The organism is Leifsonia aquatica H1aii (genome assembly GCF_000633535.1).
GTDB classification, from domain to species: domain Bacteria; phylum Actinomycetota; class Actinomycetes; order Actinomycetales; family Microbacteriaceae; genus Leifsonia; species Leifsonia aquatica_A.
In genome coordinates this window covers 29,325-43,093 of the sequence record NZ_AYMR01000022.1, presented here as the reverse complement: position 1 = coordinate 43,093, position 13,769 = coordinate 29,325, and the positions used below count along the sequence as shown (strand labels likewise).

The 13,769-nt window shown below is 72.3% G+C and carries 12 protein-coding genes; 11 read left to right on the top strand and 1 reads right to left on the bottom strand.

Annotated elements, in window-relative coordinates:
• Window positions 1-6: 6 nt before the first annotated feature.
• The 11 genes from U870_RS0118510 to U870_RS0118460 all read left to right on the top strand — a co-directional run bounded on the left by U870_RS0118510 (window position 7) and on the right by U870_RS0118460 (window position 12,249).
• A complete protein-coding gene (locus U870_RS0118510; protein WP_025158866.1) occupies window positions 7-747 on the top strand; it encodes a sugar phosphate isomerase/epimerase family protein in 741 nt (246 codons plus the stop codon).
• The gene (locus U870_RS0118505; protein WP_430623528.1) at window positions 744-1,853 is read left to right on the top strand and encodes a Gfo/Idh/MocA family protein; all 1,110 of its coding nucleotides are present in this window, start codon (window positions 744-746) and stop codon (window positions 1,851-1,853) included. The genes U870_RS0118510 and U870_RS0118505 overlap by 4 nt, the downstream gene beginning before the upstream one ends.
• A 101-nt stretch (window positions 1,854-1,954) precedes the next feature.
• Window positions 1,955-3,643: a D-alanyl-D-alanine carboxypeptidase/D-alanyl-D-alanine-endopeptidase gene (locus U870_RS0118500; RefSeq protein ID WP_025158864.1), complete on the top strand. Its 1,689-nt coding sequence runs from the start codon at window positions 1,955-1,957 to the stop codon at window positions 3,641-3,643.
• 58 nt (window positions 3,644-3,701) lie between these two features.
• A complete protein-coding gene (locus U870_RS0118495; RefSeq protein WP_025158863.1) occupies window positions 3,702-4,280 on the top strand; it encodes an isochorismatase family protein in 579 nt (192 codons plus the stop codon).
• A gap of 98 nt (window positions 4,281-4,378) precedes the next feature.
• Entirely contained in the window at window positions 4,379-6,607 is a 2,229-nt protein-coding gene (locus U870_RS0118490) for an efflux RND transporter permease subunit (RefSeq protein ID WP_025158862.1), read from the top strand.
• Window positions 6,608-6,675: 68 nt separating this feature from the next.
• Entirely contained in the window at window positions 6,676-7,449 is a 774-nt protein-coding gene (locus tag U870_RS0118485) for a thiamine pyrophosphate-dependent enzyme (protein ID WP_162819187.1), read from the top strand.
• A 63-nt stretch (window positions 7,450-7,512) separates the two neighbouring features.
• On the top strand, window positions 7,513-8,265 hold the full coding sequence (locus U870_RS0118480; protein ID WP_240183756.1) for an alpha/beta fold hydrolase: 753 nt from the start codon (window positions 7,513-7,515) through the stop codon (window positions 8,263-8,265).
• A 48-nt stretch (window positions 8,266-8,313) separates the two neighbouring features.
• Complete coding sequence (locus U870_RS0118475) at window positions 8,314-8,808, top strand: Lrp/AsnC family transcriptional regulator (protein WP_025158859.1); 495 nt, start codon at window positions 8,314-8,316, stop codon at window positions 8,806-8,808.
• Window positions 8,801-10,264 (top strand): NAD-dependent succinate-semialdehyde dehydrogenase, encoded by a 1,464-nt coding sequence (locus tag U870_RS0118470; protein WP_025158858.1) that lies wholly within the window; start codon window positions 8,801-8,803, stop codon window positions 10,262-10,264. Before U870_RS0118475 ends, U870_RS0118470 begins: the two co-directional genes overlap by 8 nt.
• 1 nt (window position 10,265) lies before the next feature.
• Window positions 10,266-11,456, top strand: a complete 1,191-nt coding sequence (locus tag U870_RS0118465) for a thiolase family protein (protein WP_025158857.1) — start codon at window positions 10,266-10,268, stop codon at window positions 11,454-11,456.
• Between the two features lie 19 nt (window positions 11,457-11,475).
• Window positions 11,476-12,249 (top strand): 3-hydroxyacyl-CoA dehydrogenase, encoded by a 774-nt coding sequence (locus U870_RS0118460; RefSeq protein ID WP_025158856.1) that lies wholly within the window; start codon window positions 11,476-11,478, stop codon window positions 12,247-12,249.
• 36 nt (window positions 12,250-12,285) lie between these two features.
• Here the strand turns inward: U870_RS0118460 and U870_RS0118455 are convergent, their stop codons facing one another.
• Window positions 12,286-13,740: a helix-turn-helix transcriptional regulator gene (locus U870_RS0118455; RefSeq protein ID WP_029947832.1), complete on the bottom strand. Its 1,455-nt coding sequence runs from the start codon at window positions 13,738-13,740 to the stop codon at window positions 12,286-12,288.
• Window positions 13,741-13,769 lie beyond the last annotated feature (29 nt).

The window sequence follows — 13,769 nt, the reverse complement described above, 5'->3', positions numbered from 1 at the left end:
AGAACCGTGTCACCATCACCCCTGTCCGTCCAGCTGTACTCCATCCGGGAGGCGCTGGCCGACGACCTCGCCGGCGCGCTCGCCCGGGTGCGCGCGATCGGCTTCGAGCTGGTCGAGGCCTACGACTTCGCCACCTGGCCGGGCCTCGGCGACGCCATCGCGGCTGCGGGCCTCGCGGTCCCGACCGCCCACAACCTCGTGCTCGGACGCGACCAGGAGCAGATCTTCCGCGTCGCCGCCGAGATCGGCGTCGCGACGGTGATCGACCCCTACGTGCCGGAAGAGCGCTGGACCTCGGAGGAGGAGGTCGCCCGTGTCGCCGCGGAGTTCCGCGCGGCCGCGGCCGTGGCCCGCGAGCACGGCGTCGCGCTGGCGTACCACAACCACGCCCACGAGATCCGCAGCCGCATCGGCGGGCGGACGGCGCTCGAGGTGTTCGCCGACCAGGTCGGCGACGAGGTCTCGATCGAGCTCGACACCTACTGGGCGGCCGTCGGAGGCGTCGACCCCGTCGCCCTCCTGAACACGCTCGGAGACCGCGTCACCGCCATCCACGTCAAGGACGGCCCCGCGACGGACGCCGAGATCGACCAGGTCGCGGTCGGCTCGGGCTCCCTGCCGATCGCCGACATCCTGGCGGCTGCGCCGAACGCGCTGCACGTGGTGGAGGTCGACGACTCGCGCTCCGACCGCTTCGAGGTCATCGCCGACAGCTACGCCTTCCTCACCCAGCGGGTCCCCGCGTGATCGCCCACCGTCCCGTCGGCGTCGGCCTGATCGGCGCCGGCGTCATCAGCGCGGAGTACCTCGGAAATCTGACGCGGTTCCCGGGCGTCGACGTACGCTTCGTCGCCGACCTCGACGAGAGCCGCGCCGCAGCGCAGGCCGCCGCCTACGGCGTCCCCGCGTCCGGCTCGGTCGACCGCCTGCTCGCCGACGACGACGTGGAGATCGTCGTCAACCTCACCCTGCCGAAGGTGCACGTGGAGGTCGGCCTCCAGGCGCTCGCCGCGGGCAAGCATGTGTGGAGCGAGAAGCCGCTCGGGCTCGACCGCGCCAGTGCGCGCCTCCTGCTGGATGCCGCCGCCGCTGCCGGGCTGCGCGTCGCGGCCGCGCCGGACACCTTCCTCGGGGCCGGTGTGCAGACCGCGCGCCGCCTCATCGAGTCGGGAGCGATCGGGGTGCCGCAGTCAGCGCTCACCCTCCTGCAGTCCCCGGGGCCGGAGAGCTGGCACCCGAACCCGGACTTCCTGTTCCAAGACGGGGCGGGACCACTGTTCGACGTCGGCCCGTACTACCTGACCGCGCTCGTGCAGCTGCTCGGGCCGATCGCGTCGGTCGACGCCGCGCTCGGCACCGCGCACGCGACGCGCACCATCGGCTCCGGCCCGCGCGCGGGCGAGAGCTTCCCCGTCACCGTGCCGACCCATGTCGGCGCCGGCTACCGCTTCGCCGGCGGTGCGAGCGCGCAGAGCGTGTTCAGCTTCGACTCGAAGCTGCCGCGCACGCGGTTCGAGGTCGCGGGCAGCGAGGGCACGCTGGTCGTGCCCGACGTCAACGGTTTCGACGGCGAGCTCCTGCTCTACACCGACGGGGACGAGCCGCAGCGCATCGCCGCCGTCGGATCGACGACCACACGCGGAACCGGCGTCGCCGAGCTCGCCGAGGCTCTCCGCGCGGGGCGCCCCGAGCGCGCCACCGGCGAACTCGCCTACCACGTGCTCGACGCCATGGTCTCGACCATCGAGGCGGGGGAGGCCGGGCGCACCGTCGTCGTCGAGAGCCGCCCCGAGGTGCAGCCCGCCCTGTCGCCGGACTGGTCGGCGCTCGCCGCGGAGCCCGTCGCCGGGTGAGAACGACCCGGGCGGGAGGGAGCGCGACCCTCCCGCCCGGCGTCCTCGCCTGATACCCCCGGACGGGTGACACGTTCAGAAAAGGCAGGTACTATGCCCGGATGCACGAATCGGACCAGCCCGACTCCGGTGTGCCCGCCGACACCGAGTCAGACCCGTCGATCCCGTCGACACCCCCCGTCACCCCTGTGGAACAGGATGCTGCTGCGCACGACGCCGGCGTCCCGGTCGTCGCGCCCGCGACCCGTTCGGAGCGTCGCGCCGCCGAGCGCGAGGCCGAGGCGAGCACCGGATCGACCCCGGCCGCAGACGCCGCGACGGCCCGCAGCGGCGTCGCCGCCGGACTCGCCGGAATGACCGCGGGGATCCTGACGGCCATCCGCCGGCACCCTCGCGCGTGGATCGTGGCCGGAGGCGCCGCCGCGCTCATCGTGCTCGGCACCGGCAGCGTCGCGCTCGGTGCGACGGTCGGGTCGCCGGCCTCGGCCGCTGTGGCACCGACCCCGAGTGCGTCTGCCACGAAGACCCCCACCCCGACGCCCACTCCGACCGTCGATCCGGCCCGACCGGTCCCCGCCGCGGCGCCCGCGGCGAGTCGCATCCGCACGTGCTCGGTCGCCGGCCTCGCCCAGGACGGCCGGCTCGGGAACCTCGAGGCGCAGGTGGTCAACGCCAAGACCGGCGAGGTGCTCTTCGACCGCAACGGCGGAAAGCCCGGCCCGACCGCCTCGGTGCTGAAGACCATCACCTCGGCGGCCGCCTTGGCGACACTCGGCCCCGACTACCGGGTCTCGACAACCGTGGTCGCCGGCAGCACTCCCGGCCAGATCGTGATCGTGGGCGGCGGTGACGTGACGCTGTCCCGGCTTCCCGGAGGCCAGGGCGCGTTCTACACCGGCGCCCCGTCGATCCAGGACTTGGCCGACCAGGCGAAGCAGGCGATGGGCGGCCAGCCGATCACCTCCATCGTCGTGGACTCCTCCCTCTTCGGCGGCCCGGCCTGGCAGCCCAGCTGGGACGAGAACGAGGAGCGCGTGGTCGAGGGCTCGACCCCGTACATGACGGCGCTCATGGTCGACGGCGACCGTGACAACCCCGGCGCCGTCGAGTCGCCGCGGAGCACGGATCCGATCGGCCGCGCCGTGCAGTACTTCCAGCAGTACCTCGGGACCAGCGTCCCGGTGACCCAGGGCACGGCCCCGGCCGGCGCGCGGCAGCTGGCCGCCGTGCAGTCGCAACCGGTGACCACACTCATCCAGCAGGCGATGAAGTACTCGGACAACACGATCATGGAGGAGCTGGCGCGCCTGGTCTCGATCAAGAACGGCGCGGGCAACACCTTCGATTCCGAGAACGCCGGCGTGCTCGCCGGGCTGAAGGGCTACGGGATCGACACCGCCGGCCTGCACATCGCGGACGGGTCGGGCCTCAGTGCCGACAACGCCGTGCCGCCGTCGTACATGACCCGGCTGTTCGTGAAGGTGCTCAACCGTGAGAACGGGCTCGGCGTGATCTACGACGGGCTCCCCGTCTCCGGCCAGTCCGGAACGCTCGGCCCGGGCTACAACCGCTTCACCGGCGCGAACTCCGCCGCCCGCGGTGCTGTGCACGCCAAGACGGGCTGGATCGACAACGGCTACACCCTCTCGGGCATCGTCGACTCCGCGGACGGCACCCCGCTCACCTTCGCCGTGTACGCTCTCGGCAACGTGGGCGACAATGCCAAGCAGGCGATCGACACGCTCGTCACCGGCATCTACAAGTGCGGGGACAACCTGTCGAACACCTGACCGGCCGGTGCTGAGCCCGACCCGGTCGTCGCCGGCCGATCAGTCGAAGGAGGTCCGGATGGGCAAGGCGTTGTTCATCATCGACGTGCAGAACGACTTCACCGAGGGCGGCGCTCTCGGGGTCGACGGGGGAGCGGCGGTCGCCGCCGGCCTGACCCGCTATCTCGCCGAGCACGGCGACGACTACGCGGTCGTGCTCGCCAGCCGGGACTGGCACGACGGCGACAACGACAACGGGGGCCATTTCGCGACCGGCACCGCCCCCGACTATGTCGACACCTGGCCGGTGCACTGCGTCGCCGGGACGGCGGGGGCGGAGTACCACCCAGCGCTCGACACCGGCCGGGTCGACTACCACGTGCTCAAGGGGCAGGGTGTGCCCGCCTACTCGATCTTCGAGGGGCGCACCGAAGCGGGGTCGAGTGTCCACAACCTGCTCGACGAGCACGGGATCGACACCATCGACGTCGCCGGCATCGCGACCGACTACTGCGTGCGGGCGTCCGCGCTCGACGCGGTCGCGCACGGTCAGCACGTACGTGTCCTGACCGGACTGGTCGCCGGGGTCGCTCCGGAGTCCTCGGCAGCCGCCCTCTCCGAGCTCGCCCATGCCGGTGTGGAGCTCGTCCCCGCCTGAGGAAGCGTCACCCCGGCTCGTGCGCCGGGGCGGTCTGGCGACGGTCGCGACTCGGCGCTAAGCTGATTACTACCTTGGCTAGCTAAACGGGAGATGAAGTGACCGAGCCCGCACCGCGATCGCAGACGACGACCCGTTCGGCGGCGACCGCCCGTCCGCCCCTCTGGTTGCGGATCGTCCTCCCCACGGTCCTCATCGCCGTCTGGCTGGTGCTGGCCGGAATCGGCGGCCCCACGTTCGGCAAGCTCTCCGGCGTCTCCAGCAACGACCAGGCCGCGTTCCTCCCCGCCAGCGCCGAATCGACGGCGGTGCAGGACTGGCAGCAGAAGTTCACCGACTCGAACGCGATCCCGGCGATCGTCGTCATCCGCTCCGACACGGCCATCCCGCCCTCGGCCCTGGCCGACTACGCCGCCCTCGGAGTGAAGCTCGGGGCGGTCAGCGGCGTGCAGGCGCCGGAGTCGGGCCAGACCACCAGCGTCGCCGGGCCGATCACGTCGAAGGACGGCCTCGCTGTCGAGTTCATCGTCCCGATCGCCGACTCCGGCACGGTGAAGGCCGTCGTCGCCGACCTGCGCACCACGCTCCACGACAACCTGCCCGCGGGCGCGCAGGGCTGGGTGACCGGCCCCGCCGGGCTCACCGCCGACCTGGTCAACGCGTTCGGCGGCATCGATGGGATCCTCCTGCTTGTGGCGGTCTCGGCGGTGTTCGTCATCCTGCTCCTGGTCTACCGCGCGCTGCTGCTGCCCTTCCTGGTGCTGCTGACCTCGGTCTTCGCCCTGTGCGCCGCGATCCTGGTCGTCTACCTCTTCGCGCTGTGGGGCTGGATCAAGCTGAGCGGGCAGAGCCAGGGCATCCTCTCCATCCTGGTCATCGGGGCCGCCACCGACTACTCGCTGCTGATGGTCGCCCGGTACCGGGAGGCGCTGGAGCACGTCGACTCGCGGTGGACCGCCATCCTCCGGGCCTGGAAAGCCGCCTTCGAGCCGATCGCCGCCTCGGGCGCCACGGTCATCCTGGCGCTGCTCTGCCTGCTCTTCTCGGACCTCAACTCGAACAAGAGCCTCGGACCGATCGCCGCCATCGGCATCGTGTTCTCGCTGCTGGCGGCACTCACGCTGCTGCCGACCCTGCTCGCCGTCTTCGGGCGGGCGTCGTTCTGGCCGTTCCGGCCGAAGGTCGTCGGCGAGCACGACAGCCGGCACGAGCACGAGGCCGGGCCACGGATCGCCGGGCTCGAAGGGGTGCGCGGGATCTGGCTACGGGTCGGGCGGCTCATCGCGCGGCGTCCGCGGGTCACCTGGCTGATCTCGTTCGTCGTCCTCGCCGCGTGCGCCGTCGGGCTGACCCAGCTCAAGGCGAACGGCGTCGAGCAGACCGACCTCGTGCTGACCCAGTCGGACGCCGCCGACGGGCAGAAGGTGCTCGCCGAGCACTTCGACGCGGGCTCCGGATCTCCCGTGCTGATCGTGACGAAGGAGGCCGACGCCGACGCCGTCGTCGCCGCGGCCGAGCGGACGGACGGGATCGCGACGGCGACGCTCTTCGCCGGCAACACCCGCCCCGCGCAGACCGGAGCCCCCGCCGCGCCGGTCGTCAAGGACGGCCGCGTGCTCGTGCAGGCGACCCTCTCCGACGAGCCCGACTCCGCCGCCGCCGAACAGGTCGTGCGCACGCTGCGCAGCACGCTGACCGCCCACGACCCCGACGTGCTCGTGGGCGGCGTCACCGCGATCGCACTGGACACCAACGACACGGCGCAGAGCGACCTGGCCAAGATCATCCCGATCGTGCTCGGCGTGATCCTCCTCATCCTCATGCTCCTGCTGCGGTCGATCCTCGCGCCGGTCCTCCTCATCGGAAGCGTCGTGCTCTCCTACGCCGCCGCGCTCGGCGTCTCCGCGCTGGTCTTCAACCATGTCTTCGGCTTCCCGGGAGCGGACGCGACCGTGCCGCTGTTCGGCTTCGTGTTCCTCGTCGCCCTGGGGGTGGACTACAACATCTTCCTGATGACGCGGGTGCGCGAGGAGTCGCTGCGCATCGGCACGCGACCGGGGATCCTCCGCGGACTCGGCGTCACCGGCAGCGTCATCACGTCCGCCGGGATCGTGCTCGCCGCGACGTTCGCGGCGCTCGCCGTCATCCCGATCCTCTTCCTGGTCCAGATCGCGTTCATCGTCGCCTTCGGAGTGCTGCTGGACACGGTGGTCGTGCGCTCGCTGCTCGTGGCTGCGCTGTCCTACGACATCGGACGCGCGATCTGGTGGCCCTCCCGCCTCGCGAAGGGCACATTGCACACCGAACGAGCAGGATCCGCCGACTAGCTGGACAATCTGATCGGCCGTGTGCACCCGCGTTGCCCGGTCTCCCGTCGTGGGCGAGAGTGGTCGCCATGCCTTCGACCACGCTCGACACGGTGACCGTCGCGCCCGCGGGGCCGCCGGCACTGCTGCGCCGCCTGTACCGCACCATGGCGACCGTCCGCCGCATCGACGGCCGCCGCCGCGCGCTCGACGACCGGGACGGGCTCACCGGGCACCGTTCCGTCGCCGGGCGGGAGGCCGTCCAGGTCGGCAGCGCCGCCGCGCTCGATCCGGCGCGCGACCTGGCGTTCCCGGCGGCCCGTGATCTCGGCGTCGCGGTCACGACCGGCGCCGACGCGGCCCTCGCGCTGCACGGGCGCCCGGTGCGTGCCGCCGACGGCTCCCCGGTCACCCACGCCGTCGCCTGGGCGCTCGGCGCCAAGCTCGACCGCACCGGGGGAGTCGCGCTCGTCCTGCTCGGGCCCGGCAGCACCGCCCGCGAGGTCGACGAGGCGATGACGACCGCTGCGGTCTCGCGCCTCCCCGTCGTCTTCGTCGGGCAGGCCGCGCCGTCCCGCGTGCAGGGCATGCCCGTCGTGCTCGTGGACGGCGCGGATGCACTCGCCGTCCACGACGCCACGGCCCGCGCCCTGGATCGCGCCCGCACGGGCGGCGGTCCCAGCGTCGTCGAACCGGTGCTCCCCGAACCGGGGGCGTGGGCCGGCCGTGACCCGCTGCTGGTCTGCGAGCAGCGGCTCCGTGAGACCGGGACGGTCGACGACGGCTACTTCGCCGACGTCGCCGACACGGCCGACGCGCTGGCGGACGCCGTTCTCGACCGGGCTCGCAGCGCACGGGGCTGACGCGCGCCCGGCGTCCAGAAGAGTCCGGCCCTCCGGGCTCGAACCGAGGAGCAGGATAGGGACATGACCGAACCCGTGCGCCTCCACGTCACACGTCATCCCGGCGCCGACCCCGTCCTGCTCGTGCACGGCTTCGCCACCACCGGGGCGCTGACCTGGGAGTCGACGGGCTGGGTCGATGCGCTCGTCGCCGCGGGTCGCGGCGTGCTCGTCCCAGACCTGCGCGGCCACGGCGGCAGCGAGGCGCCGCACGATCCCGAGGCGTACTCGCCCGCCCTCCTCGGCGGCGACCTGCGGGCCGTGCTCGACGCCGAGGGCCTGGAGGACGTGGACGTCATCGGTTACTCGATGGGAAGCTGGGCCGCCCTCGCCCTCGCCGGCCTCGTGCCCGAGATCCCCGTCGGCCGGGTGCGCCGGCTGGTGGTCGGGGGGATCGGCACGGTGGAGCAGTTCGGCCACTGGGGTGTGTCGGCCGTGCAGGCCGTCCTCCGTGACGGCCTCGAGATGCCCGAGCCCGAGTTCGCCCTCGGTCCGCTGCTCGCCTCGCTGCGTCGCGCTCCCGGAGTGGACATCGAGGCGCTGGCGGCGTGCGTCGCCGGTATGGCGCAGCACCCCCTCCCGCTCGGCCCGACCGGTCGGCCGACTCTTCTCGTCGCCGGCGAGGCCGACCCGGTCGCGGAGGATGCGGAGCAGGCGGCCGCGCTCCTCGGCGCCCGCCTGGTGCGCGTGCCCCGCCGCGACCACATCACCACGCTCAGCGCCCGCGCGTTCAAGCAGGCTGCCCTCCCGTTCCTGGGGATTCCCGCCACCCTGTAGGTAACCTGGAATCGGAGTCGTACGATGTGCGAGGACCGAAGGAGGCCGATGATCGACAAGCTGGACGCCGACCTGATCGCCCTCCTGACCGACGAGCCCCGGCTGGGCGTCTTCGAGGCCTCCCGGCGCCTGGGCGTCGCCCGCGGGACGGTGCAGGCACGGCTCGACCGCCTCCAGCGCTCCGGAGTGGTGAAGGATTTCGCGCCCACGATCGACAGCGATCGCCTCGGCTACCCGGTGACGGCCTTCGTGACGGCGGAGGTCGCGCAGGGCGACTGGCGGGTGACCGTGGTCGACCATCTGAGCGGCATCCCCGAGGTGCTCGAGGTGCACACCATCACGGGCTCGGGCGACCTGCTGATCCGCGCGGTCGCCCGCTCGAACGCCGACCTGCAACGGGTGATCGACCGCATCGTGGGCGGTCCCGGCATCACCCGCACGTCCACCGTCATCGCGCTGGCCACGACGATCGGCCACCGGTCGGTCCCGCTGGTGCAGTCGGCGGCCGTCGACGACAACGGAGAGGAACCACGCTATGGATGAGAAGGCCCTGCTCGACCGGGTCCCTGACGGCCTGTTCATCGGAGGCGAGTGGACGTCCGGCGCCGCCGGCACCCTCACCGTCTCCGACCCCGCGACCGGAGCGGCGATCAAGACGATCGCCGACGCGTCGCCGGAGGACGGCGTACGGGCGCTCGACGCCGCCGTCGCCGCCGCCGAGGACTGGGCCGCGACCCCGCCGCGCGTGCGCGGGGAGATCCTGCGCCGTGCGTTCGACCTGCTGCAGGAGCGTCGCGACGACTTCGCGCTGCTGATGACCCTGGAGATGGGCAAGCCGCTGGCCGAGGCGAGCGGCGAGGTCACCTACGGCGGCGAGTTCCTGCGCTGGTTCTCCGAGGAGGCCGTGCGCATCGCCGGTCGCTACGGCACCAACCCCGAGGGCACCGGGCGGATGATCGTCTCCCAGCATCCCGTCGGCCCGTGCTTCCTGATCACGCCGTGGAACTTCCCGCTGGCGATGGCGACGCGCAAGATCGCCCCGGCCCTGGCCGCCGGCTGCACGGTCGTCGTGAAGCCGGCCGAGCTCACCCCGCTCACCACCCTGTACTTCGCCCGGCTGCTGGAGGACGCGGGACTGCCGGCCGGCGTGCTGAACGTGATCACCACCTCGACCTCCGGAAAGGTCTCGGCCCCGATCATCGCCGACCCGCGCCTGCGCAAGCTGTCCTTCACCGGCTCGACCGAGGTCGGCAGGAAGCTGCTGCAGCAGGCGTCGGAGAACGTGCTGCGCACCTCGATGGAGCTCGGCGGCAACGCCCCGTTCGTCGTCTTCGAGGACGCCGACCTCGGCAAGGCGGTCGAGGGCGCCATGCTGGCGAAGTTCCGCAACATCGGCGAGGCCTGCACCGCCGCGAACCGCTTCATCGTGCACGAGGCCGTCGCCGACGAATTCGCCCGCCGCGTGACGGAGCGGGTGAACGGGTTGCGGGTCGGTCGGGGCACCGAGGAGGGCGTGACGATCGGCCCCCTGATCAACGCCGATGCGGTCGACAAGGCCGCAGAGCTCGTGGCCGACGCGGTCGCCCGGGGCGCCTCCGTGCTCACCGGCGGCTCGCGCGTGGAAGGGCAGGGCACGTTCTACGAGCCCACCGTCGTCACCGATGTGCAGGCGGGCAGCGAGATCCTGCGTCAGGAGATCTTCGGACCGGTGCTCTCGATCGTGCGGTTCTCGAGCGAGGACGAAGCCGTGCGCATCGCGAACGACACCGAGTTCGGACTCGTCTCCTATGTGTTCACGAAGGACCTCGCCCGCGGCCAGCGCATGATCGAGCGGCTGCAGACCGGGATGATGGGCCTCAACGTCGGTGTGGTCTCCAACGCGGCGGCGCCGTTCGGCGGTGTGAAGCAGTCGGGCCTCGGCCGCGAGGGCGGTCTCGAAGGCATCCACGAGTACCTCAGCACGAAGTACACCCTCACACCGGACCCGTTCGGAGCCTGACATGCCGTCCACCGAAGCCGTCATCGTCGACGTCGTCCGCACCCCGTCCGGGCGCGGCAAGCCGGACGGGGAGTTGTCCGACATCCACCCGGCTGACCTGCTCGCCGGGGTGCTGATCGAGCTCGTCGCCCGCACGGGGATCGACCCGGCCGTGATCGACGACGTCATCGGGGGATGCGTCACCCAGTCGGGCGAACAGGCGGCGAACATCACCCGGACAGCGGTGCTGAGCGCGGGCTTCCCCGAGAGTGTGCCGGCGGTGACCATCGACCGGCAGTGCGGGTCGAGTCAGCAGGCCGCGGCCTTCGCCGCACAGGGCGTGCTCTCCGGCGTCTCCGACATCGTGATCGCGTGCGGTGTCGAGTCGATGAGCCGGGCGCCGCTCGGCTCGAACGTCGGCGGCGCCTCGCGGGGCGGCGCGCTCCTGCACGCCCGCTATCCCGAGGGGCTCGTGGGTCAGGGCGTCTCCGCCGAGCTGATCGCCGAGCGGTGGGACATCTCCCGCGCCGAACTGGACGACTTCGCCGCTGCGTCCCACCAGCGGGCGGCGGAGGCCGCAGCGAGCGGCGCCTTCGAGGGGGAGCTCGTCGCCGTGCCCACCCCCGACAGCGGGAGCGTGATCGCCGACGAGACCATCCGGCCGGGGACCACGGCGGAGAAGCTGGCGGCCCTGGCGCCGGCGTTCCGCACGGACGAGCTGGCCGCGCGTTTCCCCCAGCTCGACTGGCGCATCACGCCGGGCAACTCGTCTCCGCTGACCGATGGCGCCTCGGCCGCTCTCATCATGAGCCGGGAGGCGGCCGCGCGGCTCGGGCTGCGCCCACGTGCCCGCTTCCACTCGTTCGCCGTCGCCGGGAGCGACCCGCTGTTCATGCTGACCGGGATCCTTCCCGCCACACAGAAGCTGCTGGACCGCAGCGGCGTCCGCTTCGACGAGATCGACGCCTACGAGGTGAACGAGGCCTTCGCCTCCGTGCCGTTGTTCTGGCAGCGCGAGTTCGACGCTGACCCCGCCCGGCTGAACCCGCGCGGCGGTGCCATCGCCCTCGGTCACGCGCTCGGCTCCTCCGGGACCCGCCTGCTCGGGACCCTGCTGAACGAGCTCGAGGCGACCGGCGGCCGCTACGGGCTGCAGACGATGTGCGAGGGCGGAGGGACCGCCAACGCGACCCTGATCGAAGTGCTGCGCTGAGGCGCACGGAAGGAGACCCATGCTGATCGACGGATGCTCGGCCCTCGTCACCGGAGGTGCGAGCGGTCTCGGCAACGCCACGGCCCGCGCCCTCACCGACGCGGGCGCCCGCGTCGTCCTGCTCGACCTGCCCGGCTCGCAGGGGGAGAAGGCCGCGACCGCCCTCGGCCCCACGGCGCGGTTCGTCCCCGGTGACGTGACCGACGGCGACCAGGTGCAGGCGGCCGTCGATGCGGCCTCGGAACTCGCTCCGCTGCGCATCGTGGTCAACTGCGCGGGCATCGCGACCGCCGCTCGGATGCTCGGCCGCGACGGTGTGCTCCCGATCGAGGACTTCGAGCGCGTCGTGCGGGTGAACCTGATCGGCACCTTCAACGTCACCCGGCTCGCGGCCGCGGCCATGGTGGAGACCGAGCCGGTCGAGGGCGAGTTCGGCCCCGAGCGCGGCGTCATCGTCAACACCGCCTCCGTCGCCGCGTTCGACGGGCAGATCGGCCAGCCCGCCTACGCGGCCTCCAAGGGCGGGGTCGCGGCCATGACCCTCCCGATCGCGCGGGAGCTCGCCCGCAGCCTGGTCCGTGTGGTGACCATCGCCCCCGGCATCTTCGAGACGCCGATGATGGCCGGGCTGCCGCAGGCCGCCCAGGACTCCCTCGCCGCCCAGGTGCCGCACCCCTCCCGCCTCGGCAAGCCCGCCGAATACGCCGCCCTGGTGCGGCACATCGTCGGGAACGCCATGCTCAACGGCGAGACCATCCGCCTCGACGGCGCCATCCGCATGCAGCCGAAGTAGCGCGCACCGGCGCCGGTGCCGGCGCCGCCCGCGGCGTCAGGCGCCGGAGTGCTGCTGCAGGAAGCGGTAAACGTCGGAGTCGTCCACGCCGGGGAAGGATCCGGAGGGCAGCGGCGACAGGATGTGGGCGTGCAGGCGGGCGCTGGGCCACGCTTTGCCCGACCAGCGACCGGACAGCTCGGCCGGTGCCCGCTTGCAGCAGGACTCGTCCGGGCAGCGCGACTCGGCCCGCACGGTCGTCTCGCGCCCGCGGAACCACTTCGCCTGGTCGAAGGGCACCCCCACGCTGATGGAGTAGCCGCCCTCGGCGGTGGAACCGACCTGGGTGGCGCACCAGTACGTCCCGACGGGGGTGTCGGTGTACTGGTAGAGCTCGGTGGTGCGGTTGGTGTGCGTGAACGCACCGCGCGCGCCCCATTCGCGGCACACCACCTGGCCCTCGATCGACCCGGTGACATCCGTCGGCAGCGGCAGCCCGTCGTTCTCGTAGCCCTTGTAGAGGGCACCGTCGTCGCCCACCCGCAGGAAGTGCAGTGTCATGTCGAGGTGCGTGGTCGCCAGGTTGGTCAGCCGCAGGGCTGCCGCCTCGTGGGTGACGCCGAACGCGTCGCGGAAGTCCTCGACGGCGAGGTCCTTCTCCTTCTTCGCCTCGTCGAGGAACGCCACGGCCGCGTCTCGCGGCATGAGGCAGCAGGCGGCGAAGTAGTTGATCTCGAGGCGCTGCCGCAGGAAGTCCGCGTAGCTCTCGGGGCGCTCGTGCCCGAGCAGGCGGTGCGCCATCGCCTGCAGGGCCATCGACCGGAGCCCGTGGCCGCCGGGGATGGAGGCCGGCGGCAGGTAGATCCGTCCGTTCTCCAGGTCGGTGATCGACCGGGTCGAGCGAGGCAGGTCGCTCGCATAGATCAGCTCGAAGCCCAGCTGCTCCGCCATCACGCTCACCTCGCGGTGGGTGAGGGCCCCTCGGGTGTGGCCGGACGCGCGCACGCGCTCCTCCGCGAGCTCCTCGATCGCGGGGATGTAGTTGTTCTGGGCCCGCATCCGCTCGCGCAGCTCCGTGTTGGCCCGTCGGGCCTCCTCCGGGGTCGCGATCGCCTCGGTCGCGCGGCGCGCGAGCTCGCGGTGCAGGCCGACGAGGGCCTCCAGCGTCTCCGTCGGCGTGCCCTTCGTCGGCTTCACCGCGGGGAGTCCGAGCGAGCCGTACAGGGTGCCGCGCTGGGCCCGCGAGAGCTCGATCTCGAGGGCCGCCCGCTCGTCCGGCGGCTCGGCGGACAGCAGATCGGCCAGTTGCACGCCGAGCGCGTTCGCGAGGGTGACCAGCAGCGTGACCCGCGGCTCGCGCTTGCCGTTCTCGATCAGGGACAGCTGGCTCGGTGCGACTCCGACGACGGCGCCCAGCTCGTCGAGAGTGAGCCCGCGGGTGGTGCGGAAGTGGCGGATGCGGTGGCCGAGGGTCGCGATGTCCGCGCCCGAATCGGCGATGATCGGCTCCATGCCTTCACATTAGCGAAAGATTCGCGATT